Origin of the sequence: Bacillus sp. FSL M7-1020, from assembly GCF_038050415.1 — a bacterium.
GTDB lineage: Bacteria > Bacillota > Bacilli > Bacillales > Bacillaceae_G > Bacillus_A > Bacillus_A toyonensis.
Genome location: NZ_JBBOTW010000001.1, coordinates 3,141,451 through 3,165,646 on the forward strand (window position 1 = coordinate 3,141,451; position 24,196 = coordinate 3,165,646).

Here is a 24,196-nt window from a genome sequence, read left to right on the forward strand (position 1 = left end):
GAAATTTATATAAAAAAACGCAGTCCTATACGGACTACGTTCCTCATCTAGCCTATGCTGTTTTTTTCACAGCAATCATACTTCCCACTATGTAAGCGATAAACGCAAAGCAAATTGGGAAGACAACTGTATGTATACCGAACGGATTTGGGTAGAAAAGATGAATACACATATATGAGCCTACCCCAACTAAAATGGAAGCAAGTGCTCCAGTTGCATTCCCTTTTCTCCAATATAACCCTAAGACGATTGGCCAAATGAATGCTGCTTCTAATCCACCGAAAGAAAATAAATTTAACCATATTAAAAAATCTGGTGGTTTAATCGCCGCTGCATAAACGAGCAGTCCTACAATACCCGTAATCCACAAACTTCCTTTTTTTATCGTACTGTCTGCTGCATCTTTATTTATGTAATTTACATATATATCTTTAATAATCGATGAACTTACAAGTAACAATAGCGAATTTACTGTAGACATAATCGCTGCCATTGGTGCCGCTAAGAAAACGCCAGCTAGCCAAGGTGGCAACACTTCCATCGCGAGTAGCGGCATGACTTTATCTGGTACCGTTATACCAGGAAGTACTACTCGTGCAAATACACCCGTTAAATGCATCCCGATCATAATTGTACCAACGACAACCGTTCCAATGATTAGAGCTTGATGCATAGCTTTTGAATTTTTATAAGACATAGCACGCACACTAATTTGTGGTAAACCGACAACGCCAATTCCAATTAAAATCCAAAACGATGTAACATATGATTTCGTTAAACTACCATCTGCTCCGAATGGTGTAATTAAATTCGGATTGATTTGAACAAGTTCCTGCATAATCTTTTCAATTCCACCACCAGCAATAACAGTAGCAACTAAAATGATTGTCGTTCCAACTAACATAATGATACCTAATAACGTATCTGATAACGCAACTGCGCGGAACCCACCAATTAATACGTACACAAGTACAGAAAAAGTAAATAAAAATAGTGCTGTTGTATAAGATAGACCTGTTAGCGACTCAATTAATCGTCCACCGCCGACCCACTGGGCTACTGTTGCTGAAAATAAAAAGATAATAATACATAACGCCGAAAGTATAACAACCGCTTTATTATTGTATCTTCCTTTTAAATAATCGATAAGCGTAATTGCTTCCATCTTCCTAGCAATAATTGCAAACTTTTTACCGATAACCGTTAAAACGATATACCCTGTTACAACTTGAATCGCAGATAATAATACCCATCCAAGTCCCATATTGTAAGCAATACCAGGGCCACCAATGAAACTACTTGCACTACCGTACGTAGCAATCATTGTCATCGCTAATAATAAACCGCCAAGCTCACGTCCACCAAGAAAATATTCTTGCAAAAATTTATTATGAGCAGTCGCTTGCACGCGTCTTGAAGCATATATACCAATTAAAAATACAACGATAAACGAAATTATCATTGGAATGATTACATACCAATTCATCTATTATTCCTCACTTTTTTCTTCCTCATCGAGTGAAATATCTTGAAATACAAAACGAACAACTAAACTAAGCAAAATAACCATTACGACAAATCCAACAATACAACTATAAAAAAACCATGCTGGAAAACCGAATACATATGTATATTCACTTGGATTTTTACTACCAAGCCCATAAGCAAATCCGTACCATATTATAAAATTGATAATAGCAAGTCCAAGACCAATTAACGCTTCTCTATGGGCGATTCGAAAGCGTGGATCATCATGATAATTCTTCATTTTCTCCCTCCTCTCACGATGTATTATTGTACCATTGTTCTTCTAGTTTTTCCTACTAGAAAGCAAAAACAAGCAGGATTTTTTATAATTATATAGAAGACTCTCTTACATTACATATTTTTTACAATTGTAACACAAATGAAATTTGAATTTTCAGTAATTGTTAATTATGATTTTAATTAGAGGCTTTCCATCTAGTTCCTACATCCTTGATTTCGGAATAAACGCCGTCTCGTACTGCGTTTACATTATATTTTCAAGGGGGTTATACAATGAGTCAACTAGCTGTAAATCTTCATGAAAAGGTAGAAAAGTTTCTTCAAGGCACGAAAAAGTTATATGTGAATGGATCTTTCATTGAAAGCGCTTCCGGTAAAACGTTTAAAACGCCTAACCCTGCAACTGGCGAAACGCTTGCCATCGTTTCTGAAGCTGGTCGCGAAGATATTCATAAAGCTGTAGTCGCAGCTCGCATGGCTTTTGACGAAGGTCCTTGGTCTCGCATGAGCACTGCTGAACGAAGCCGCCTTATGTACAAGCTTGCCGATTTAATGGAAGAACATAAAGAAGAGCTTGCACAACTCGAAACGTTAGATAACGGAAAGCCAATCCGTGAAACAATGGCAGCAGACATACCACTTGCAATTGAGCATATGCGCTATTATGCTGGCTGGGCGACGAAAATCGTTGGTCAAACAATTCCTGTTTCCGGTGATTACTTTAACTATACACGCCATGAAGCTGTTGGTGTCGTTGGTCAAATTATCCCTTGGAACTTCCCGCTTCTTATGGCAATGTGGAAAATGGGAGCGGCGCTTGCTACAGGATGTACAATCGTTTTAAAACCTGCAGAACAAACTCCACTATCCGCTCTATACTTAGCTGAATTAATTGAAGAAGCTGGATTCCCGAAAGGTGTTATTAATATCGTTCCTGGATTCGGTGAATCAGCTGGACAAGCTCTCGTTAATCATCCACTCGTTGATAAAATTGCATTTACTGGTTCTACTCCAGTTGGCAAACAAATTATGAGACAAGCATCCGAATCATTAAAACGTGTTACTTTAGAACTTGGTGGTAAATCACCAAATATTATTTTACCAGACGCCGACTTATCTCGCGCTATTCCTGGTGCACTTTCTGGTGTTATGTTTAACCAAGGACAAGTATGCTCTGCTGGATCACGCTTATTTATTCCGAAGAAAATGTATGATAATGTCATGGCTGATCTCGTCCTTTATTCTAAAAAATTAAATCAAGGTGCTGGTCTAAGTCCAGAAACTACAATCGGTCCTCTCGTTTCCGAAGAACAACAAAAACGTGTAATGGGCTTCATTGAAAAAGGGATTGAAGAAGGCGCTGAAGTACTTTGTGGAGGAAGTAATCCATTTGATCAAGGCTACTTCGTTTCTCCTACAGTATTCGCCGACGTCAATGATGAGATGACAATCGCAAAAGAAGAAATTTTCGGTCCAGTTATTTCTGCAATACCGTTTAACGATATTGATGAAGTAATTGAACGTGCGAATAAATCACAATTTGGCTTGGCAGCTGGTGTATGGACAGAAAATGTTAAGACAGCACACTATGTTGCAAGTAAAGTACGCGCAGGTACAGTATGGGTAAACTGTTATAACGTCTTTGATGCAGCATCTCCATTTGGAGGATTTAAACAATCTGGTCTTGGCCGTGAAATGGGATCTTACGCATTAAATAACTATACAGAAGTGAAGAGCGTTTGGTTAAACTTAAATTAAATCGAAAGAACCTGATCCACTCGGTCAGGTTCTTTTCATTATGTATTCCTTTAAACTTGCAGCCCTCCGCTCACATTTAATACTTCCCCTGTAATATAGGATGCGTATTCTGACGCTAAAAAGGCCGCCGCGTTCGCAATATCTTCTGGCGTTCCAATTCTACCAACCGGAATTGCTCCAACCATTTTTTCTTTTACTTTATCTGGTATTGTTTTTGTCATATCCGTATCCATAAATCCTGGACAAATTGCATTACAAGTAATACCGAAGCTTCCAACTTCTTTCGCTGCTGTTTTCGTTAAACCGACAACGCCAGCTTTCGTTGCCGCATAATTTGCTTGTCCAATATTCCCTTCTCTACTTATTGAAGAAATATTAATAATGCGCCCATATTGTTGTTGTCTCATATAAAGAAGAGCTGGCTGCATACAATAAAAAACGCCAGTTAAGTTTACTTGTAATACTTGTTCCCAAGCTGATTTCTCCATTTTATGTAACATTGCATCTTTTGTAATTCCAGCGTTATTTACTAAAATATGCAGTGTCCCAAATTTTTGAACTGCATACTCAATTAATGATTTCGCTTCATTTTGATTACTTACATCACATCGATATAAGCTTACTTCATATCCTTCGTCCGATAATTCACGTGTCGTTTTTTGTAGTTTTTCTTCATTTACATCACTAATTAAAACTTTAGCCCCAAGCCTAGCAAAAACTCGTGCAATTTCTTTTCCAATTCCTTGGGCGCCACCTGTTACAACAGCTGTTTTCCCATTTAAAAATCCCATCCCTATCCCCCATTTCTATTACTTATACTGTATATTTCGGCTTTTTGCTTTCCAAATCCTCTTTGTATAAAAAAGTCTATTTGTGTCAAACTAACTTTGCAACGTCGCATAAAGTGAAACTTTAATCAGTGGGAAGTTTGTTCATCCCCCACTGATTATCAGCCCTCACCAATCGGGCATTTACGGGCAGTTAATCTCCCACCTAGCTTCTTTGTTCCATCTGAATTTTGAGGTGGGAGTTTTACTACCCGCTATGCGGGATAAAGTGCAAGGAGATTGTGTCGAATGAACAAAAAAAATTTCAAACAAAGCAAAGCCACTGATGGTATTGATGTTGAGTTCTCTCGTGAACTCGCTGACCACAACGACTTAGAAGCAAACGCACGTGCAAATGCCGCTGATGCACGTCAAAAACGCCAGTCAACAGAAAAATAAGGGGAAATCATAACCTTATTCTTTTCAACAGGGACCTACTACCCAACAAAATAAACCGAGAAACATCTCTCGGTTTATTTTTTATATTTTTTTGCATAATGCGCCAAAGTAAGTAACGGATATATATGAGCGTAGCTATGGTAATGAATATAAAACCCACCTGGTAAAGCTGTTCCAGTAGGATATTTTTCATTTACATAAGGATTCGCAAGCAAATATGAAATACCTTTTCGAATAGCTGGTGTTTCTTTATCATAGTAAGAAATAAGAGCATCTAAAGCCCATGCTGTTTGCGATGGTGTACTAAATGGTAAAGTAGCAAATCTTTTTTCCACACTACTTTGACAAGATTCTCCCCAGCCACCATCTTCATGCTGTATATGTTCAAGCCATAAAGTTGCTCGTTTTAAAGAAGGGTGAGCAGAAGTAATTCCTAACGCCCGTAAGCCAGTCATCACTGCCCATGTACCATATATATAACAAATGCCCCATTTTCCATACCACGATCCATTTTCCTCCTGTTCATTCATTAACCAGTTGATTGCACTTTGTTTTTGTTTCTCGGGCAATTCATTTTGCGTATATGTCCCGAAAAACTCTAACACTCTGCCTGTAATATCTGGTGTAGAAGGATCCGTAATCATATCGCTTGCGTTTTCGATTGGTAAATTCGCTAATAACTTGCTTGTCACGCCTTTTTCAAATGCTCCCCAACCACCATCATTATTTTGTAATCCTTTAATCCAATTCGTCCCTTTCTTCCAAGCATCATCCACATTTCCGTTCCCTCTACTTTGTGCCAATGCTCTTAACACAGCTGTTGTATCATCAACATCAGGAACTGTCGTATTCACATCAGAAAAACCCCAACCGCCCGGAATAAGCGCGGGCGCATGCACACTCCAATCAGCTTTTTTCTTATGTTGTTTTTTTAATAAATATGCTGACGCATTTTGAATCATTTTACTTTCTTTCGAAACACGAGCCTCTTGCAACGCATAACTAAGTAATGCTGTATCCCATACAGTTGACGGGGAATTTTGTAAATGGTTCCCTCTTTCCATCTTCCATATATAAGATGTTATCCCCGTTATAGCCTTTTGAATCATTGGCGATTGAATAGAATGTCCTAGCGCAAGTAAAGCATAAATCATATAAAACGAAGCACTTGCGTAACTATATAACGTCCCATTCTCATCGATACGCTCTTTCATAAAACGTTCTACTTCCTCATTTCCTTTATGATGTAAGGAAAGCGGATAAGATATAATTTGTTTCACATTACCTAATAATGTTTGAAACATTGGAGATTGGTCCTCCCGAAACCATTCTCCGCCCCCGCCCGCAATATGATTTAAATTAGGCAGTAACTTTTTCACTACACGAAACCTTTTATTTAAACACAACATCATCGGAATTAAATGGATACGTGCCGAACTACTTAATTCAAATATACTGAGTGGGGAATCATTTTGCAGAAACATAATCGGTGTTGGCAAATGAAAGAGCGAAGGATATTCATACTCTCCATGAATTGCTAATAAAAACTTCGTCATAAAATGAGCACGCGCCACTCCCCCACGTTCTGTAATAAACATTTCCGCTCGCTTCATATTCGCATCTTCTTTTGTATACTTTTTCGAAGCAAGTAGGGCAGCATAAGATTGAATGGTAGCAGATAAATTGCCCCCCATTTCATCATCATACAATTTCCATGTCCCTTCATTCGTTTGGAGTGAAGCTAATCTTTTTACAAATGGTTCTACCTCTTTATCTCTACCTAATAATTTTAATAAAAATATCATATGGCAATCAGTTAATGGTGCTCCTTCAAAACAGAATCTCCACGTACCATCTTGCCTTTGCATCGTTTGAAGTGCAGTTGTCCTTCTCGCTATTTCTTCATGCACTTTTCCATATAATAACAAGGCATTCACCTACCCTTTCGAAATCCGTATAACGATATTCAAAAAAGCAACCGAATATGTGTAAAAACAAAGAAAAGCAGAACACATATTATGTTCTGCTCATAAGCAATATCCCACTCCGACAATAACCCCTAATAAAGCACCGACTACTACTTCATACGGTGTATGTCCGACAAGCTCATTTAACTTCTTATATTCTGTTTGTTTACCATGAAAAAATTCATTCAATATTTTCGCCTGTTTACTTACCGCAAGCCTTACTCCTGAAGCGTCATACATAACAATGATTGCAAAGATTGCAGCCACTGCAAATATGGTACTTTCCACACCTTCCACAACTCCAACACCTGTCGCAAGCGCTGTAACAGTTGAAGCATGAGAACTTGGCATCCCACCTGAAGCAAAAAATTTTGCAAAATCAAATTCACCCGTTTTAACTAATTTAAAGACTACTTTTGTTAACTGTGCTATAAACCACGAAATTACAGCAGCCATCAGCGGATCATTATGTAAAATTGTTTCCATGTTCTCAGCTCCCTACTAGCTATAATGGAAATTCTATATAGTATCAGTATAAAGAAAAATGCGTAGAAAATACTACGCATTATGATACTTTTGCTGATTTATTTTTTATAAATTTCGGTTGTTTCTGCACTAAAAATTTTGTCTTCGCTATTGAAAATACAAATAAAGCAACCCATATACAGAAAAATGCCATCATATGAGTAGTTGTAAAATGTTCACCAAATACAAATACACCTAAAATTAAACTAATCGTTGGCGCAATATATTGTAAAAAGCCTACCATATAAAGCGGAATAAGTTGTGCTCCTTTTGCAAAATAAAATAGTGGTAGCGCTGTAACAATACCTGCTCCTATTAAAAGTAACGTCGATAGCATTGAAATAGCTCCAAATGAACCGAAACCATGTACCCCTGTCATAACGAGATAAATGAACGCAAACGGCGTCACTAACATCGTTTCCATCGTAAGCCCAATCGTCGCATCATAGTTTAACAATTTTTTTGTTAATCCGTATAATCCAAATGAAAAGGCAAGTGATAAAGAAACCCACGGGATAGCCCCGAAACGTACTGTTAAAATGATAACCCCTACTCCAGCTAAACCTACTGCAACATATTGCCAAAAGTTTAACTTTTCCTTTAATACGACTGTACCAAGTAAAATACTAATAAGTGGATTAATATAATACCCAAGACTCGCTTCAATGACATGATTATGATTAACGGCCCATATGTAGACAAACCAGTTCCCACTAATCAAAATTGAAGCAATTGTTAATGACATTAATAATTTAGGTCGTTTAAAAAGATTCACAAATTCCCCAATAAACTGGCGAAACCTCTTCGTAACAGCTAATACGATTAACATAAAAACGAACGCCCAAACAATGCGGTGTGCTAATATTTCATCTGCTGGAACTTCCTCAACCCATTTCCAATAAATCGGTAGGATTCCCCACATCGTATAAGCACCAGCCGCATATATAATCCCTTTTTTTTGCTGTGCTGATTGACTCCCCATCTTCCTTTTTCTCCTCTTCTCATTTTTTCTCCATTATACGGTTTCTTATGCTCACTTTACCAATAATCAATCTGTAATTCTTTCGACATTTCTCATATAGCGAAAAATAAACATACCGTTATTACAACAAGTAACGGTATGCCGAAAACAAATTTCTTTTTATGCGTTTTATGGTGAAACATATACATACCGATCCAAGCTCCAACCGCTCCTCCAGCTGCCGCTGATAAAAACAACGTGCTTTCTGGCGTTCTCCACTGTTTCTTCTTTGCTTTTCGTTTATCAAGCCCCATAAGGCTAAAAGCTATAACATTAATAATAATAAAATAAATCCATTTCATCGCTTTCTCTCCCTATGAAAAATTCGCTTAATGGTAACATGAAAAAACGATAGAAACAACTGAAGAACACTTTTTAGCAAACTAGTTTCATTCCTTTATTTTAATTGATTATCTTTACATTTATATAATCAATATAAAGCGCGATTACAGCTATTAAAAAGAAAGATGTTATGAACAGAACTTTATATTTCACTTCCTTCACCCACCACAACCACATCATCAAAAAAACTTCTCTCAATCTCTTTCTCATCAAAATGAAGAACAACAATTAACCCTACATATAAAGAAACGAAATTCAAAAACCATTCCCCATTATCATCTTGCTTAGCTAAACATTTAAATATCTCTTGAAATTGCATACGTTCATCAGAAGCAACGATCGGACGCACACCAAAATATTTCAACACAAGATTTAACTTAAGATTTATAGATAAAGACAAACTATATTTTAAGAGCTCTGTATAATTTGTAACATTTTTTTCGCTATACAGTTTCACAAGCATTTGATGTAAAGTAGGAATCGATAATTCTATGTCAGTCACTTTTGTTGTTTCTATCGTTTCAATCATCTTTTTCATATCCATCACATTCACCCCTTCTGAAAAAACTTTAAAGCCAGAGAGTATTTAATTCATAATGTGCAATAATTGTGCATTTCTCTTCTCTCGTTCTTCTTCACTGACTAAGTCATACTTTTTTAATAAATGAAAGATGTCGTTTAATATTTCCTGTGAATGTTTATTTTGCAAAAATCCATTCAAATCTTTGAAAAGAATTTCAGATAAAAAATCCTTTTGACTTTCAAGCTTATTCATTACATCTTCAATAGAATGATCAATATTACATGCCATATTAAACTTCCTCCTCTATCCTCTATAAATAATATCTTCTGCTAATGCAGTAAATACTTCTCCAACGAGAGAGTCTTCATCATATACAGATGAATCGTTATTTTCTTCACGTTTTGCAAAAGGTATTTGTGCAATTACTTCCGTTTGCAATTGTTCTGCTAACATTTCGCCGCCCCCTTTTCCGAAGAGATAATTTTTAAATCCATCTTGCTCTTCGTAATAAGCCATATTTTCCACAATTCCTACAATCTCGTGTTTTGTATGTTTTGCCATTACACCTACTCTAGAAGCTACAAATGAAGCTACATTGTGCGGCGTTGTAACGATAATTTCTTTCGCTTGTGGGATCATCGCTGCAACATCAATGGCAACATCTCCTGTACCAGGTGGTAAATCGAGAAGTAAATAATCTAAATCTCCCCAGTGTGTATTCGCAAGGAAGTTTTGAATCCATTTATTTAACATCGGTCCACGCCACATGACTGGATTATTTCCTTCTGTAAAAAATCCCATTGACATAATTTTAACACCATGACTAACGACTGGAATTGCTGTTTGATCAATCATTGTTGGTTTTTGATTCGTTTCCATCATAGCCGGAATGCTAAAACCATATATGTCTGCATCTAAAATCCCAACCTTTTTACCCATTCTAGCTAAGGCAGTAGCAAGATTAATTGTCACCGTTGATTTTCCGACTCCGCCTTTCCCACTCGTTACAGTAATAAAATGTACACCTGAATCATGACGGAGCATGCTTGGCATACCTGTTTCTGTTCTACTATTTTTCTTTAATTTTTCTGTTAGCATAGCTCTTTCTTCTTGTGTCATCGAACCAAATGTTACATCCACTTTAGATGCACCAATTGCGTGAAGGGACTCTTCCACATCTTGTTGAATTTTCGCCTTTAACGGACAACCTTGAATGGTTAACACTACTTCAAGCTTAACCTCTGTTCCATGTATTTGTACATTTCTAACCATATTTAATTCTACAACACTTTTGTGTAACTCTGGATCCTCTACATGTTGTAATGCGTTCATTATTTGTTCTTGAGTAAGCATAGAGCTCATCCCTTCTCTTATTCTAATTTATATATAGCATCTTCTTATTACTTCAACTGATGAAAGTTTCCATCTATTTTTTAATGTCTTTAATAGTCATCGTTGCGAGAAAGCATTATTATCCCCCACTTACAGGCGGGATTAATGCGACGATATCTCCAGCTTTTATCATCTCTTCATTCGTTACAAACTCTTCATTAATTGCAACCATTACTGTATCCAAAGATTGCAAATGATAACTATCTTTCAACCATTCATTTAATTGTCCAACAGTCATTTCTTTTTTTTCTGAAATTATTAATTGATCCGATCCGACTTCCTCACGCAAATTTGCAAACAGTAAAATTGTAATCATTTTCTCATTCTTCCTTCTTCGGTTTTCCTTCTGGATATGATGTATTTTCAAGTTGATCTCCAATCCACATCGTTCCATCTTCCCAAAATTCTTTTTTCCAAATTGGAACGATGCGTTTTATGCGTTCAATCGCGTACTCATTCGCTTCATAAGCTACTTTACGATGCGGTGATGAAACTGCAATAACTACCGCAATATCCATTATTTCCAGCAGCCCTACACGGTGCGTAATGGCTACTTGTGCGTCCGGCCATTTCCCGTTAATTTCCTCACCAATTCTTGTAAGTTGTTTTACTGCCATCGGTTTATATGCTTCATACTTTAAATGTAGCGTTCGTTTTCCTTTTGTTAATTCTCTCACCGTACCAATAAATGTTGTAATCGCACCCGCTTCTCTTCTTGCGACTTTATTCGTTACTTCTTCCACTAAAATTGGTTTTTCTACAATCTCAAATAGTGATTGCCCCATTAGAAACACCTCTCTTATAAAATGTCCAAGGCCATTCACTACCTTCGTTATCTTCTAATAAAAGAACATCGACAAACATTTCTTTTTTATATCCTCTTGTCCCGCCTGGCAATACGATAAAAGCGTTCGATTCTGCTAATGAAGAAACCGAGCTAGACTTATCAAATCCTGATGGATATGCAATTAATTGCCCTTCATTACATGTCAGTTTTGCTCGTACAAATCTTGTAAATGGATTTGGTTTCAGAAAATCTTTTCCTAATAATGCTTTTTCTCTTTTCAAATGCGCTTTTTCACTAAACATATACGCACGAATACATGGTCTTACAAACAACTCAAATCCTACATAACATGCTGATGGATTTCCAGATAAACCAAATAATAGCTTGCCATTTAATTGTGCTACAGTCGTTACACTTCCTGGTCGCATTGCAACCTTATTGAAAAGAACGGATGCACCTAACCTTCCATATATAGCTGGTAAATAATCGTAATCTCCTACTGATACACCGCCCGTTGTAATGAGCATATCTACTTGACTTAACGCATCTTTCACAGCTGTAAAACACGTATCAAAATCATCACTAAACTTCCCAAAGTATTTTACTCTTCCGCCCACTCTTCGAATTTGAGACAGTATCATGTACGTATTACTATTTCGAATTTTCCCTGGCTCTAACGACTCATTTACATCAAGTAATTCACTACCAGTCGCTAATAGTCCAATTACTGGCTTTTTCGCAACTGGCACTTCACTATAACCGAATGTAGCAAGAAGAGCTGAAATACCTGGATTAATGTACGATCCTTTCTTTGCAAGCACCGTTCCTTTACGAGCATCTTCACCTTGAAAAGAAATATTATCACCCGTTTTGAATGAGCGTTTCACTTCCATATAATCGTTCCCATTATCCTCATATTGACGAGTCAGTTCTAACATAACAACCGCATCACAATCATTTGGAATTTGTGCTCCTGTCATAATTCGAACCGCTTGAAACGAACCTACTTTCTCATCGAATAGTGATCCTGCACCAATTTCACCAACTACTTCAAATACAATTGGCGTTTCATAACTTGCTAAATTCGTATCTTCTGCTCTAATAGCAAACCCATCATACGGTGAACGATTGAATGAAGGTACGTCATGATCAGCTACTAAATCCTCCGCTAACATACGTCCGTAAGCTAATTCAATAGGTAGTAGCTCTTTTAAGCCATTGTTAGCAAATCCCATCACTTTTCGAATAGCTTCTGCAACCGTAATTGGCACTCTTCTTCCCATTATTGACAATCCTTTCTATTAACCGAATAAGCGATAATATAGTTGTTTCGCTTTTGGAATTTCGTTTGTACCATGAATGAACACACGACCATCTTGAAAAATAACGACGCGATAATCCTCTAATTGACAAGATAGTAAATATGGATTCCGCTCTACTTCCCCAAGTTTTTTTAATACTTTTTCTACGTCATCAAAATTGTATTGCCTATTTTCTATTGATCTTATTTGAACTGTATTTCTTCCGCATAAAACAGCTACCTTCGTTTGGTTTTCGTATGATAAATAAGGATAAGCTCGATTTAAACCGCACGATGGACAATCGTCCGTTTTTATTTTTCCTAGTTTTATAAAATGATTTTGATTACTCCATATATCAAACATGAAAAACGTCTTTCTAATTACTGAGTAATCTTCCACTAAAATTTTGAGTGCTTCTGCCACTTGATATGCCGCAACGATTTGAACAGCTGGACTAATAATCCCAGCCGTGTCGCACGTCACACCTATAACGGGAACATTCTTCAGTACACAATGTAAACACGGCATTTTTTGCGGAATAATCGTATAACTCATACCGTACGATCCAACACAAGATCCATATACCCACGGAATATTATGTTTTTGTGATAAATCATTTATGATAAATCGAATATCAAAATTATCTGTAGCATCAATGATTACATCGACATTTTCTAATGGCCCTTCCATGTTTTCTACACTTGCATCCATTATGAAAGCATGTATTTGTACTTCTGAATTAATTTGTTCCAACCGTTTTTTAGCAGCAATTGCTTTCGGGATTTTCCCTCTTGCATCTTCTTCAGAGTAAAGTTGTTGTCTTTGTAAATTACTCCACTCTACGTAATCACGATCAATAATTGTCAACTTACCAATACCTGCACGCACGAGACTTTCTGCACTTGTACTTCCTAATGCACCTGCTCCTACAATTAACACATGCTTATTCCGAATTTTTTCTTGCCCTTTACTCCCGATTGGTTTGAACAACTGTTGCCGAGAATACCGCTCCTCCATTGCATACCCTTCCTTTCAAGAAATCTATTTCACATTAGAGTCTTGTTTTTGATAACAAGCAAAGTAAGCAAACCCTACAAATCCAGCTCCTCCAATGACATTTCCGATAAAAACAGGAACAAAGTTTTTAGCGAGGTCCAGCCACGTCAGATGACCTGCAAAAATAACCGCTGATATGACAAACATATTTGCTACTACTTGTTGAAATCCAATCACTACAAATGCCATAATTGGAATCCAAATCCCAATTATCTTTCCGACAAAATCACTCGTCCCGTAAGCGAGCCAAAGCGCAAGACAAACGAGCCAATTACAACCAATCGCCAAAATTAAAGTTCTCCCAAACGATTCGTGTAACTTTCCTTCCGCTATCGCTAACGTTTTATTTAAATAATCTCCCTCTGTTAATCCGCCAAGATGTCCAAAGCAATACGCAACGAAAATTGCACCAACAAAGTTCATTACAGTAATCCAAGCCCAATTATTCAGTACACTTATCAATGTAATTTTCTTTGCATAAAGCGCCATAGACAGTGACATCATATTTCCTGTAATCAATTCTCCTCCTGCTAACACTACGAGCATAAGCCCAATAGGAAACACTGCTCCTCCTAAAACATTCACTAAACTTCCCCAATGCTCCGGCAAATTACCTAATACTCGAATGTTAAGTAAAAACCCTAATGATATAAATGCTCCTCCTAAAAAACCGAGAATAAGCATTGCTGGCAGCGTCTGGCTTACTTTTTGAACACCGGCCTCGATTACGAGTTCAGCAATTTGTTCCGGTTTATGAAATGCCATTACCAATTCCTCCATTTTCTCCAAATAAAAAAGCAGCTTCAAAAAACCTCCTGAAAATAAAGGTTTTTGAATGCTGCTTAATGTCTCTGCACATCTTTTACAGAGAGATCAATCATCACTTTTACTATGAAATAGAAAGTCCACATCTCTTGCACACTTTCCATTTTCCACTATTATGTCAGCCTTATATATTAACCACCGATATGTGACATTTCAATTTTAGGCATTGTTTTCTTATTAGTATGACTTAAGCGTTCGTCTGAATATCGATCTTCTCGATTATTCCAAATGTCGTGAATTACAGCTGTAATTTCCTCATCCGTATCCCCCGATCGAAGCAATGCTCTCAAATCATTTCCTTTAGAAGCAAATAAACAAGTATACAATTTTCCTTCTGCAGAAATGCGAGCTCTCGTACATGATGAGCAGAAAGAATCAATTACAGATGAAATGATACCTATTTCCTCATCACTGCCTATATAACGGTACCTAGTAGCTACTTCACCTGGATAATTTGCTTCTATCCGTTCTAACGGCATAACTTCACGAATTGTATTTACTATTTCTTGTTTGGAAATAACTTCACCTAACTCCCAACCGTTATAATTTCCAACGTCCATATACTCAATAAAACGAAGAATATGCTTATTTTCCTTAAAGTATTGCGCCATCTGCAAGATGTCCTGTTCGTTTTTCCCCTTTTGAACGACCATGTTTATTTTAATTTTCATACCAACTTCAGCCGCAGCCTGTATACCCTCAAGAACCCTTTGCACTTTGCTTCTATTACCATTTAAATAGAAAAAGCGCTCTTCTTCTAAGGAATCCAGACTAACTGTCACACGTGATAACCCCGCTTTATATAAATCAGGTGCAAACTTTTTAAGTAACGATCCATTTGTTGTTAAACCGATATCCTCCACACCATCTATTTTATTAAGCCGCTCAATAAGCTCTGGAAGCCCTCTTCGAAGTAACGGCTCTCCGCCTGTAATCCGTAACTTTCTCACACCTAAAGAAACGAAAATACGTGTTATCCTTTCAATCTCATCAAAAGATAAAATTTTATCATTAGACAAAAACGAATAATCAGGACCAAATATTTCTTCTGGCATACAATATCGACAGCGAAAATTACAGCGATCAGTAACTGAAATACGTAAATCCTTTAACGGACGATGCAATTTGTCTAATGTAATTGATTTCATCTTCCTTGCCTCACTTTTACTTATTTTATATTTAAAACACGTTCTGGATGCGTATATATATTTAAAGACTGATTACGAATAAACCCTATCGTAGTAATCCCTAACTCTTCCGCTAACTGCAAAGCTAATTCAGTTGGCGCTGATTTTGACAGTATAATTTCACAGCCGATTTTTGCAACTTTCAATAATATTTCTGAAGAAATACGACCACTAAAAACAATGATTTTATCTTTTATAGAAATATTATTTTTTAAACAATAACCGTAAATTTTATCTAGCGCATTATGCCTACCAATATCCATTCGGCCTAAAATAATACCATTTACATCACATAAAGCTGCGTTATGCACTCCGCCAGTATGTCGAAATGTATCCGCAGATTGCTGCATTTCATTCATTAAACGAAAACAATCTTCGACAGCAACCTTTACATGGACACCATTCATTTTCTTTACGCTTAGTGCATCATTTGCAAAAACAAACCCTTGCCTACTCATACCACAGCACGAAGTAATATAACGTTTATTTTGCATTTGTTCGTAATACGGGTTTATTTTTGTTGTCGTCACATGTACAAATCCTTCTTTCTCCTGTACCCATATGTGATCAATATCTTCATACTTCCGAATAATTCCTTCAGATGCTAAGAAGCCTATTACCATATCTTCTATATATTCTGGAGTACTAACCATTGTAACAAACTCCTGTCCGTTCATTTTAATTGTGACTGGAAACTCTGTTACAATGCTGTCCTCTATATGCTTAAACACCCCTTGTTCATAACGGAAAACTTCTCTTTCTACCTGTATCGGTTTCACGATCAGCATCCTTCTCTCACGTTATATTTTTATCAAAAACAAATACCGAAACAGCAATATCTTCTTCTACTTTCATATCTGAAAATAAGTTCACTAATTTCGCTCCAACAAGTTCCTCCAAATGTTCACGAGAATTCGCAGCGTAAACTTCTTGAATCATTTTCGTTCTAGCCATATGAACCATTTCCGCGCCATCCATCGTACTTGAAATGAATTTCTCAGTAGGTGTTAAGTTCCCATACAGTGTTGCAATCGCCATATTTTCAGCAAATACAGTATGAATTCGTTCTGGTCCTTTTCCGAATAGTTCCTTTCGGAGTTTTCGTATCATATCATTAAATTCATGTACCTTTTTCGTCATAAAATCATACCTCCTAAAAGCCTCATTTTACTTTATTATATATTTTACCAAAATGATCTTTTCGCCCAAACTATTTCGTACAAATATTTAGACGAAAAGGTTAACTTCATGAAGTTTATTCGTCTTTTAATCCTTTACCCATACCTTTTAGGAAATGAAGACCAAACCCGATAGCACGGTTAATATTTGGATCTTTTAATACTTTCATAAGATCGAATATCCCCACTTTTTTATTACTTTCTAGATGCTCATTACCTTCTTCCAGTCCTACTAATAAACTACCTATAAGTTTTTTCGTAAGTTCTGGGTCAAGTTCTGTTAAAGCACCTGCAGCACCCATCATATTATTAATTAAATTTGTAACAGGTTTACGAGTTACTTGACCGAGAACGATCTTTGCGATTGGTTCTTTCGCTTTCAGCATAGAATTTGCTGCTTCTAGCATGCCAATATCATTTAATTCCCCGACAATATGAAACATTTGATTTAAAGCTTCTTCATTATTAGCTAGAAGCTCCTTTAAATCCTCTAACTTTTGCTGTTTTATTTCTTCCTCAGTTAATTCATGTTTTTGAATCGTTTTAATAGGTGCAGCCATATTTTTTCTCCTCCCTACTTATCCGTTAAATGTACATACCCTGGACGTGCCGACTTACGATCTACCTCAATACCAGCTTGAGGATGACGTTTTTTATTACGCGGGTTCGCTTTTGGCATCGGATTTTCGCCATTAACTTCTAACACTTCCATGCGCACTTTCGTCTGTTTATAAGCAGGTGTATTCGTACGTACGTCAACAGCAGGGCCTGTTAAGAAATTAATTGCCGATTCATTATCTGTAGAGTTCATCGGTACATATAACTCATTCGCTTTTACACGATCCGTTACAAGTGCCCGTAATTTTAGTGCTCCAAAAGGAGAAACAAGGCGCACTAATGAACCTGTTTTCACGCCACGTTCTTTTGCAAGTTCTGGAGAAACTTCAACAAAAACGCCAGGTACTTTCGTTTGAATACCTGTTGATTTATTTGTCATATTTCCTTCATGGAAATGTTCTAACATACGACCGTTGTTAATGTGAAGGTCGAACTCCGCTGGGAATTCAGCTGGACGTACCCAGTCAGCAATCGCAAAACGCGCTTTTTTATCTGGGAAATTAAATCCATCTTGGAAAAGTAGCGGTGTATTCGTTCCATCAAAACTTCCCCAATGGAAACTATTCCATCCTTCAAGTACTTCATAGTTTGCTTGTGAGAATAGCGGTGATAAGCTTGCCATTTCAGCAAAAATTTCACTTGGGTGACTATAATTCCAGTTTGCACCTAATTTATTCGCAATCTCCTGCACGATCCACCAGTCTGGCTTCGCATCACCAAGCGTAGGAAGAACTTGATACAATCTTTGCACACGTCTCTCTGTATTTGTGAAAGTACCTTCTTTCTCAAGAGATGGTGCTGCCGGTAATACAACATCTGCGTATTGAGCAGTTTTAGAAAGGAAAACATCTTGTACAACGAAGAAATCAAGGCTTGATAACACTTCATGTACATGATTTGCATTCGAGTCTACAAGAGCCATATCCTCTCCGACAAGATACATAGCTTTCATCTTTCCTTCTTCAATTGCGTGAAGCATTTCAATATTATTAAGACCTGGTTCACTATCAATTTCCACTCCGTAAGCCATTTCAAATTTCGTACGTTCCATATCGTTCGTAACGTGCTGATATCCAGGAAGCCATCCTGGTAAAGTTCCCATATCACAAGCACCTTGTACGTTATTATGACCTCGAAGTGGGTAGGCACCTGCACCTGAACGACGATAATTCCCTGTTGCAAGAAGTAAGTTTGAAATTGCAGCGGAAGTATCAGAACCACCTGTATTTTGCGTTACCCCCATACCCCAAAGGATACATGTACCATCTGCATCACGAATCATTTCAGCCATTTGGATAAGTGTTTCTGTTGAAATACCTGTTACTTCTTCTGCATATTCAAGTGTATATTCTTTTAAGCTCTCTTTAAAATCTTCAAAGAAGTTTACATTTTCATTAATAAACTCCTGATCATGCCAACCTTGATCAATCATATATTTCGCAACAGCCATTAACCATACTTGGTCTGTTCCTTGTTTTGGACTAATAAAGACATCTGATCGCTCTGCCATTTCTGTTTTACGAAGATCCGCTACAATTAACTTTTGTCCGTGTAATTTATGTGCCCGTTTAATACGTGTAGCTAAAACAGGATGACCTTCTGTCGGATTACATCCTACAATAATAACAAGACCAGATTGCGCAATATCTTTAATCGTTCCTGCATCACCGCCCATACCAATTGTACGGAATAAACCATCCGTTGCTGGTGATTGGCAATAACGTGAGCAATTATCAATATTATTCGTTCCAAATACTTGCCGAGCTAATTTTTGAATGGCATAATTGTCTTCATTCGTAATTTTAGAGGAAGAGATAAATCCGATAGAACCTTTGCCGTACTCTTCTTTAATAGCGCCTAATTTATTTGCAACTACATTCAGTGCTTCTTCCCATGTAGATTCAACAAACGTTCCATTTTTACGAATTAATGGTTTCGTAATTCGTTCTTTAGAATTTACGAAGTCCCAACCAAATTTCCCTTTTACACAAGTTGAAATTGCGTTAACTGGCGCATCTGAAGATGGTTGTACTTTAAGGATTTTACGCCCTTTCGTCCACACTTCAAATGAACAACCGACACCGCAAAATGTACATACTGTTTTCGTTTTCTTCGTACGAGTCTCACGCATGGCCGCTTCCACTTCTGATACCGCAAAAATACCGCTATATCCAGGCTCAACTTCTTTAATTAAATCTACCATCGGTTCAAGAATATCCGGCTTTAATCCCGTCATAAATCCAGCTTCACCAAGCATTGATTTCTCCATTAAAGCATTACAAGGACAAATCGTTACACATTGCCCACAGCTCACGCATGAAGAATCATTGATATCTACACCATTATCCCAAATAACACGAGGACGCTCGGCTTCCCAGTCGATAGATATCGTTTCATTTACTTGTAAGTTTTGGCACACCTCTACACATTGACCACATGCGATACATTGATTAGGGTCGTAGCGATAAAACGGATGAGTCATATCAACTTCACTTACATCTATTTTTGGTTCGTAAGGATATTTTTGATGTTCAATCTCCATTAATTCTGCAGTATTATGCAGTTTACAGTTCCCATTATTGTTGTCACATACCGTACAATATAATAAATGGTTTTCTAATAATCGATCCATCGCCTCTGTTTGTGCTTCTTTCGCACGACCAGAACCGAGTTCAATGTCCATACCTTCCGTCGCCACTGTCGAACAAGATCTCATCAACTTTCCATCAACTTCTACAATACAAGTGTCACACGTTTGAATAGGGTCTACTTCTGGTACATAACAAATTTGCGGATGTTCAATCCCGTTGTCATTAATGATGCCTAATATCGTTGAACCGGGCTCCGCTGTATACTTTTTTCCGTCAATTGTAATATGAACCATGTTGTCATTCATGGTCTTTCCCCCTTTTTGAGAATAAAAAAACTCCACCACGAAAATATACGCACCACATTTTGGGCACGTTATCATCATGGTGGAGTAGTGTATTAGCACATCTTGCTAAAATACCAATCCATTTATTCATAAATAAAACGATAGATTCATAACAGGTCATATCACGATTCCATCTTTAACACTATTATTATAGCGTTAAAGTTAAAAATATACAATATGTAATTTAAACTACGCATATGTCTGCATGCAACTATCCATAATAACCCATATAAAGTGAAACTTTAATCAGCCTTAACCAATCGGGCTTTTACGGGCAGCCCGTTAATCCGGGATAAAACATAACAAGGAGAAAGTGAACAAATGGGGTCTTTTAACAAATGGATACGCGGTGAAAAATCTTTTTCTGCACAAGAGCAAGCTGATCATACATTACATAAGCCTATTTCTTCTTCTCTTCCACTTAATTTAAAACACTTGTCCAAGTTATTTAGTGGTATTCCAGAATTAATTACACGTACTTTTCCGTTAAAAAACGGCCAAGAGGTTGCTCTTATATATATGGAAGGACTTGTAGATAAAACTGTTATTAATGTAGATATTCTTCGTCCTCTTTTATTTAAAGAGTGGAATGAGGACGATTTTTGGGAATCTTCCGTTTCTATCGGAAATATAAAAAAGGTTCAGAAGTGGACAGACATTGAACAATCCCTTTTACATGGTAAAAGTATTTTATTTATAGATGGGCAACTATCAGCTTTAGAACTAGATACGCAAGCGGCACCAAAAAGAAGCATTGAAGAACCTACAACAGAGACATCAATAAAAAGCTCACATGAAGGATTTAATGAAGTAGCGAGCGACAGTTTCGCTCTTATTCGCCGATATATCCCAAATCGCGAATTAAAGGTGAAGGAATTCACCGTTGGCGAGCGAGCAAGTTCTAAAGTTTTTTTACTTTACCTAGCAGACATCGCAAACGAAGATGTCATACAAGAAATGACATGCCGCATTGAATCAATAAAAGTGGATGCTATTCTTACTACCGGTGAATTAGAAGGTTTTGTTGAAGATAATTCATACACGCTCTTTCCACAATTATCAATAACCGAACGTCCTGATACGACGGCCCATCACATTTTGAATGGGCGAATCGCTGTTGTTGTAGATCGCTCACCCGGCGTATTAATTGGACCTATGACCTTTTCAGCTTTTTTTCAAACAATAGATGATTACAGCTTCAGGCCAATGATTCCATCTTTTATACGTCTCCTTCGTTTCACAGGGTTATTTATTGCAATTTTTGCTCCTGCTCTTTATATTGCTATGATTTCCTTTCATTATGAAGTGATTCCGCTTAAATTATTGTTAACAATCGGCGAGTCTCGTGCTAAAATTCCTTTTCCACCTATATTAGAAGCACTTTTGATGGAATTAGTACTTGAAATGCTCCGTGAAGCTGCGGTTCGGCTTCCGGGTCCCGTTGGACAAACGATCGGCGTCGTAGGAGGAATTGTAATTGGACAGGCTGCAGTGAAATCGTTATGAAAGCGCACTTCTTCTTCTATTACAAAAGAAGGCTAATACACCAGTTTCTCTTACAATGAAGATCCCTTCTACTCGAGTTGAAAGTAATAGTAATTTAAAAGATACAGAAGGCAACGATTTCGTAACTATAAATGTTCTTAGCATGAATCGTAACATTCGTTCAGGCTATAGCGATAACCGTTTCAAATTTAATATTAAAATGAATTTAAAAATTGCTATATCTGAGATTACATTCAATATGGATTTAGATAAAGATAAAAAGAAATTAACTTCATTTATCGCAAAACAACTAAACAAAGATTTAAACGAATTAATTCACAAAATTCAAAAACAGCAACTGGATCCATTCGGATTTGGTGATTATGCGAGGGCTTTTCAATATAAAGAATGGAAGAAGGTTGAAGACGATTGGCCTAATTCCTTTTCCAAAGCTAGCGCAAAAGTAACACCGACTATCAAAATTTTAGAAAATGGGATTATTAAATAAAAAACACGCTATCTGTTCTTATAAGTATAAAGAACAGATAGCGTGTTTTCATTTACATGACAAGTATTATTTCAACAGACTATACTCTATTTCCGTTTCTAACATTACTATGTTTTTTTGCGTATATAAAATATATAAAAACACCGATTATAATCCATGCCACAAAACTAATTAAAGTAAGCTTAGAAAGGTTCAAAGCTAAATATATACAACTTACTATTGAAACGATAGGTAAAAAAGGTACTAGGGGAGCACGGAATGGTCTTTTCATATTAGGATGTGTCTTTCTTAGTACAATGACAGCTATAGATACAAAAACAAATGCTGTTATCGTTCCCATATTCACTAAATTAGCCAATAAGTTCAAATCCACTAATCCCGCTAATAAAGCTGCTAGTATACCTGTAACCCATGTATTAAAAAATGGCGTTTGTAAACGTTTATGAACACTGGAAAGTCTGTTTGGTAACAACCCATCTCGACTCATCGAGTAAGATACACGAACAAATGCAAACATAGCTACTAACAGAACTGTCGTTAGCCCCGCTATTGCCCCCACCGATAACAAGCCAGCAATTCTATCTTCTCCTACAGTGCGCAACGCATATGCAACTGGATCAGCAACATTCAATTCCGTAAACGGAACCATTCCAGTCAACACGAATGAAACTCCTACATATAGAACGGTACAAATGAATAAAGAAACAAGTAGCCCAATCGGTACGTTACGCTGTGGACGCTTCACTTCCTCTGCAGCTGTTGCAACTGCATCAAATCCTAAAAAAGCAAAGAATACAGTGGCTGCTCCTCCTACCACACCGTGAAAACCAAACGGTAGAAATGGTTGCCAATTTTCTGGTTTTACATATTGTGTCCCTACAATAATAAATCCTACAATAACAGCCAGTTTAATAATAACCATTATATTATTAATTCGGGCACTTTCTTTTACACCACGACTTAATAAAAATGTTACAACTAAAATAATCAGAACTGCTGGTAAATCAATAATTCCACCCTTCCCCATGCCAGGTGCTGATGCAAAGATTGTAGGGATGTGAATATTAAACCCTAGTAGCAATGACTGAAAATAAGCTGACCATCCTGCTGCCACCGCAGAAGTTGCTAATAAGTACTCCAACATCACACACCAACCAACTATAAATGCAAAAATCTCACCTAATGTCATATATGTATACGAATATACACTTCCTGAAACTGGGACTGCAGATGCAAATTCAGCATAACAGAAAGCTACACATGCACATACAATGGCCGCTAATATAAATGATAATACAATCGCTGGACCAGCATGTTTCGCCGCTACGATACCAGTTAATACAAAAATCCCTGTACCAATAATCGCTCCAATTCCTAAAAGAGTTAAATCAATCGCTCCTAAAGTTTGATTCAATACTTTTTTCTTTTCTTCATCCATTGTTTTCTTTATTAAAAGACTCATTCATTGAAACCTCTTTTTCAAGTTTATCTCTTACTAATTACAATCTTTATTACTGTTCTGTTTAGAAAATAAAATTATACACAATTTACTCCTTTTCTCTTATAGACTTAGCAAACTTAAAAACAGAAAAATCAATCTTTTTAACTCATAGTAAATTTTAAAAATAATTATTGCGAAAATACATCTCTAAGAATGCTGATTGAATTTATCATACAATTAATTATATTGTCAACAATATAATTAATTAAACAAAGACGGTTAATTATGTATCAAATGTTATTTTTAAACATAATTATTTTCTCGAAAACATTGTTTTTTTCTGTTTTCATGTTC

Annotated in this window: 23 protein-coding genes and 2 pseudogenes; 4 read left to right on the plus strand and 21 right to left on the minus strand. The window is 36.8% G+C overall.

What is annotated here, in order from left to right; all coding sequences use genetic code 11:
- Positions 1 to 52: 52 nt before the first annotated feature.
- Positions 53 to 1,486, minus strand: coding sequence for a sodium/pantothenate symporter (gene panF / locus MHB70_RS15920; RefSeq protein ID WP_001104810.1), 1,434 nt, complete (start codon positions 1,484 to 1,486; stop codon positions 53 to 55).
- A gap of 3 nt (positions 1,487 to 1,489) precedes the next feature.
- Entirely contained in the window at positions 1,490 to 1,768 is a 279-nt protein-coding gene (locus tag MHB70_RS15925; protein WP_000800723.1) for a YhdT family protein, read from the minus strand.
- Positions 1,769 to 2,040: 272 nt separating this feature from the next.
- Between MHB70_RS15925 and dhaS the strand changes: the two genes are divergently transcribed.
- Entirely contained in the window at positions 2,041 to 3,525 is a 1,485-nt protein-coding gene (gene dhaS, locus MHB70_RS15930) for an aldehyde dehydrogenase DhaS (protein WP_000080271.1), read from the plus strand.
- A 50-nt stretch (positions 3,526 to 3,575) separates the two neighbouring features.
- Here the strand turns inward: dhaS and fabG are convergent, their stop codons facing one another.
- Entirely contained in the window at positions 3,576 to 4,316 is a 741-nt protein-coding gene (gene fabG, locus MHB70_RS15935; protein ID WP_000506443.1) for a 3-oxoacyl-ACP reductase FabG, read from the minus strand.
- 285 nt (positions 4,317 to 4,601) lie between these two features.
- Here fabG and MHB70_RS15940 point away from each other — a divergent pair, with 285 nt between their 5' ends.
- On the plus strand, positions 4,602 to 4,751 hold the full coding sequence (locus MHB70_RS15940) for a YfhD family protein (protein ID WP_001035815.1): 150 nt from the start codon (positions 4,602 to 4,604) through the stop codon (positions 4,749 to 4,751).
- Between the two features lie 74 nt (positions 4,752 to 4,825).
- Here the strand turns inward: MHB70_RS15940 and MHB70_RS15945 are convergent, their stop codons facing one another.
- The 17 genes from MHB70_RS15945 to fdhF form a co-directional block, all read right to left on the minus strand.
- Complete coding sequence (locus tag MHB70_RS15945) at positions 4,826 to 6,679, minus strand: terpene cyclase/mutase family protein (protein WP_000928185.1); 1,854 nt, start codon at positions 6,677 to 6,679, stop codon at positions 4,826 to 4,828.
- Positions 6,680 to 6,778: 99 nt separating this feature from the next.
- Positions 6,779 to 7,204 carry a divergent PAP2 family protein gene (locus MHB70_RS15950; protein ID WP_000447810.1) on the minus strand — a complete coding sequence of 142 codons (426 nt, stop codon included), beginning with the start codon at positions 7,202 to 7,204 and terminating at the stop codon, positions 6,779 to 6,781.
- Positions 7,205 to 7,283: 79 nt separating this feature from the next.
- Entirely contained in the window at positions 7,284 to 8,225 is a 942-nt protein-coding gene (gene rarD / locus MHB70_RS15955; RefSeq protein WP_000535544.1) for an EamA family transporter RarD, read from the minus strand.
- Between the two features lie 92 nt (positions 8,226 to 8,317).
- Positions 8,318 to 8,566 carry a DUF1294 domain-containing protein gene (locus MHB70_RS15960; RefSeq protein WP_000871326.1) on the minus strand — a complete coding sequence of 83 codons (249 nt, stop codon included), beginning with the start codon at positions 8,564 to 8,566 and terminating at the stop codon, positions 8,318 to 8,320.
- A 182-nt stretch (positions 8,567 to 8,748) separates the two neighbouring features.
- Complete coding sequence (locus MHB70_RS15965) at positions 8,749 to 9,150, minus strand: hypothetical protein (RefSeq protein ID WP_061530522.1); 402 nt, start codon at positions 9,148 to 9,150, stop codon at positions 8,749 to 8,751.
- 42 nt (positions 9,151 to 9,192) lie between these two features.
- Positions 9,193 to 9,417: a hypothetical protein gene (locus tag MHB70_RS15970; RefSeq protein WP_000752368.1), complete on the minus strand. Its 225-nt coding sequence runs from the start codon at positions 9,415 to 9,417 to the stop codon at positions 9,193 to 9,195.
- 15 nt (positions 9,418 to 9,432) lie between these two features.
- Positions 9,433 to 10,482: a P-loop NTPase gene (locus MHB70_RS15975; RefSeq protein ID WP_000957522.1), complete on the minus strand. Its 1,050-nt coding sequence runs from the start codon at positions 10,480 to 10,482 to the stop codon at positions 9,433 to 9,435.
- A gap of 118 nt (positions 10,483 to 10,600) precedes the next feature.
- Positions 10,601 to 10,837, minus strand: coding sequence for a molybdopterin converting factor subunit 1 (moaD, locus tag MHB70_RS15980; protein ID WP_000628491.1), 237 nt, complete (start codon positions 10,835 to 10,837; stop codon positions 10,601 to 10,603).
- A gap of 4 nt (positions 10,838 to 10,841) precedes the next feature.
- Entirely contained in the window at positions 10,842 to 11,306 is a 465-nt protein-coding gene (locus MHB70_RS15985; RefSeq protein ID WP_000531609.1) for a molybdenum cofactor biosynthesis protein MoaE, read from the minus strand.
- Positions 11,287 to 12,591 carry a molybdopterin molybdotransferase MoeA gene (locus MHB70_RS15990; RefSeq protein ID WP_000533690.1) on the minus strand — a complete coding sequence of 435 codons (1,305 nt, stop codon included), beginning with the start codon at positions 12,589 to 12,591 and terminating at the stop codon, positions 11,287 to 11,289. The genes MHB70_RS15985 and MHB70_RS15990 overlap by 20 nt, the downstream gene beginning before the upstream one ends.
- Positions 12,592 to 12,609: 18 nt before the next feature.
- A complete protein-coding gene (locus MHB70_RS15995) occupies positions 12,610 to 13,626 on the minus strand; it encodes a molybdopterin-synthase adenylyltransferase MoeB (protein WP_000392759.1) in 1,017 nt (338 codons plus the stop codon).
- Positions 13,627 to 13,650: 24 nt separating this feature from the next.
- Positions 13,651 to 14,430: a formate/nitrite transporter family protein gene (locus tag MHB70_RS16000; RefSeq protein ID WP_000863999.1), complete on the minus strand. Its 780-nt coding sequence runs from the start codon at positions 14,428 to 14,430 to the stop codon at positions 13,651 to 13,653.
- A gap of 191 nt (positions 14,431 to 14,621) precedes the next feature.
- A complete protein-coding gene (moaA, locus tag MHB70_RS16005; protein WP_061530523.1) occupies positions 14,622 to 15,638 on the minus strand; it encodes a GTP 3',8-cyclase MoaA in 1,017 nt (338 codons plus the stop codon).
- A gap of 20 nt (positions 15,639 to 15,658) precedes the next feature.
- On the minus strand, positions 15,659 to 16,456 hold the full coding sequence (gene fdhD, locus MHB70_RS16010; RefSeq protein ID WP_000802702.1) for a formate dehydrogenase accessory sulfurtransferase FdhD: 798 nt from the start codon (positions 16,454 to 16,456) through the stop codon (positions 15,659 to 15,661).
- A gap of 16 nt (positions 16,457 to 16,472) precedes the next feature.
- Positions 16,473 to 16,817 (minus strand): DUF2294 domain-containing protein, encoded by a 345-nt coding sequence (locus tag MHB70_RS16015; RefSeq protein WP_000163331.1) that lies wholly within the window; start codon positions 16,815 to 16,817, stop codon positions 16,473 to 16,475.
- Between the two features lie 115 nt (positions 16,818 to 16,932).
- A complete protein-coding gene (locus MHB70_RS16020; RefSeq protein ID WP_000729912.1) occupies positions 16,933 to 17,415 on the minus strand; it encodes a DUF1641 domain-containing protein in 483 nt (160 codons plus the stop codon).
- 14 nt (positions 17,416 to 17,429) lie between these two features.
- Positions 17,430 to 20,369, minus strand: a complete 2,940-nt coding sequence (gene fdhF, locus MHB70_RS16025) for a formate dehydrogenase subunit alpha (protein ID WP_061530524.1) — start codon at positions 20,367 to 20,369, stop codon at positions 17,430 to 17,432.
- 360 nt (positions 20,370 to 20,729) lie between these two features.
- On the opposite strand from fdhF, the pseudogene MHB70_RS16030 reads away from it, so the two are divergent.
- Both MHB70_RS16030 and MHB70_RS16035 read left to right on the plus strand, forming a co-directional pair.
- Positions 20,730 to 21,908 (plus strand): annotated as a pseudogene (locus MHB70_RS16030) (spore germination protein); the annotation flags it as partial.
- A pseudogene (locus MHB70_RS16035) lies at positions 21,904 to 22,401 on the plus strand (Ger(x)C family spore germination C-terminal domain-containing protein); the annotation flags it as partial. The pseudogenes MHB70_RS16030 and MHB70_RS16035, both read left to right, overlap by 5 nt.
- Before the next feature lie 79 nt (positions 22,402 to 22,480).
- Here MHB70_RS16035 and MHB70_RS16040 read toward each other — a convergent pair.
- Positions 22,481 to 23,863, minus strand: coding sequence for an APC family permease (locus MHB70_RS16040; protein WP_000054729.1), 1,383 nt, complete (start codon positions 23,861 to 23,863; stop codon positions 22,481 to 22,483).
- Positions 23,864 to 24,196: the final 333 nt, after the last annotated feature.

Excerpts from the sequence above, each read along its gene's own strand:
- MHB70_RS16000 (WP_000863999.1), bottom strand. The coding sequence starts at position 14,430 with ATGGCATTTCATAAACCGGAACAAATTGCTGAACTCGTAATCGAGGCC.
- fabG (WP_000506443.1), bottom strand. The coding sequence starts at position 4,316 with ATGGGATTTTTAAATGGGAAAACAGCTGTTGTAACAGGTGGCGCCCAA.
- MHB70_RS15985 (WP_000531609.1), bottom strand. The coding sequence starts at position 11,306 with ATGGGGCAATCACTATTTGAGATTGTAGAAAAACCAATTTTAGTGGAA.
- dhaS (WP_000080271.1), top strand. The coding sequence starts at position 2,041 with ATGAGTCAACTAGCTGTAAATCTTCATGAAAAGGTAGAAAAGTTTCTT.
- moaA (WP_061530523.1), bottom strand. The coding sequence starts at position 15,638 with ATGAAATCAATTACATTAGACAAATTGCATCGTCCGTTAAAGGATTTA.
- MHB70_RS15995 (WP_000392759.1), bottom strand. The coding sequence starts at position 13,626 with ATGGAGGAGCGGTATTCTCGGCAACAGTTGTTCAAACCAATCGGGAGT.
- MHB70_RS16020 (WP_000729912.1), bottom strand. The coding sequence starts at position 17,415 with ATGGCTGCACCTATTAAAACGATTCAAAAACATGAATTAACTGAGGAA.
- MHB70_RS15970 (WP_000752368.1), bottom strand. The coding sequence starts at position 9,417 with ATGGCATGTAATATTGATCATTCTATTGAAGATGTAATGAATAAGCTT.
- MHB70_RS15950 (WP_000447810.1), bottom strand. The coding sequence starts at position 7,204 with ATGGAAACAATTTTACATAATGATCCGCTGATGGCTGCTGTAATTTCG.
- MHB70_RS15960 (WP_000871326.1), bottom strand. The coding sequence starts at position 8,566 with ATGAAATGGATTTATTTTATTATTATTAATGTTATAGCTTTTAGCCTT.
- fdhF (WP_061530524.1), bottom strand. The coding sequence starts at position 20,369 with ATGAATGACAACATGGTTCATATTACAATTGACGGAAAAAAGTATACA.
- rarD (WP_000535544.1), bottom strand. The coding sequence starts at position 8,225 with ATGGGGAGTCAATCAGCACAGCAAAAAAAAGGGATTATATATGCGGCT.
- MHB70_RS15975 (WP_000957522.1), bottom strand. The coding sequence starts at position 10,482 with ATGCTTACTCAAGAACAAATAATGAACGCATTACAACATGTAGAGGAT.
- MHB70_RS15940 (WP_001035815.1), top strand. The coding sequence starts at position 4,602 with ATGAACAAAAAAAATTTCAAACAAAGCAAAGCCACTGATGGTATTGAT.
- MHB70_RS15965 (WP_061530522.1), bottom strand. The coding sequence starts at position 9,150 with ATGGATATGAAAAAGATGATTGAAACGATAGAAACAACAAAAGTGACT.
- MHB70_RS15990 (WP_000533690.1), bottom strand. The coding sequence starts at position 12,591 with ATGGGAAGAAGAGTGCCAATTACGGTTGCAGAAGCTATTCGAAAAGTG.
- MHB70_RS16015 (WP_000163331.1), bottom strand. The coding sequence starts at position 16,817 with ATGACGAAAAAGGTACATGAATTTAATGATATGATACGAAAACTCCGA.
- MHB70_RS16040 (WP_000054729.1), bottom strand. The coding sequence starts at position 23,863 with ATGAGTCTTTTAATAAAGAAAACAATGGATGAAGAAAAGAAAAAAGTA.
- moaD (WP_000628491.1), bottom strand. The coding sequence starts at position 10,837 with ATGATTACAATTTTACTGTTTGCAAATTTGCGTGAGGAAGTCGGATCG.
- MHB70_RS15925 (WP_000800723.1), bottom strand. The coding sequence starts at position 1,768 with ATGAAGAATTATCATGATGATCCACGCTTTCGAATCGCCCATAGAGAA.
- panF (WP_001104810.1), bottom strand. The coding sequence starts at position 1,486 with ATGAATTGGTATGTAATCATTCCAATGATAATTTCGTTTATCGTTGTA.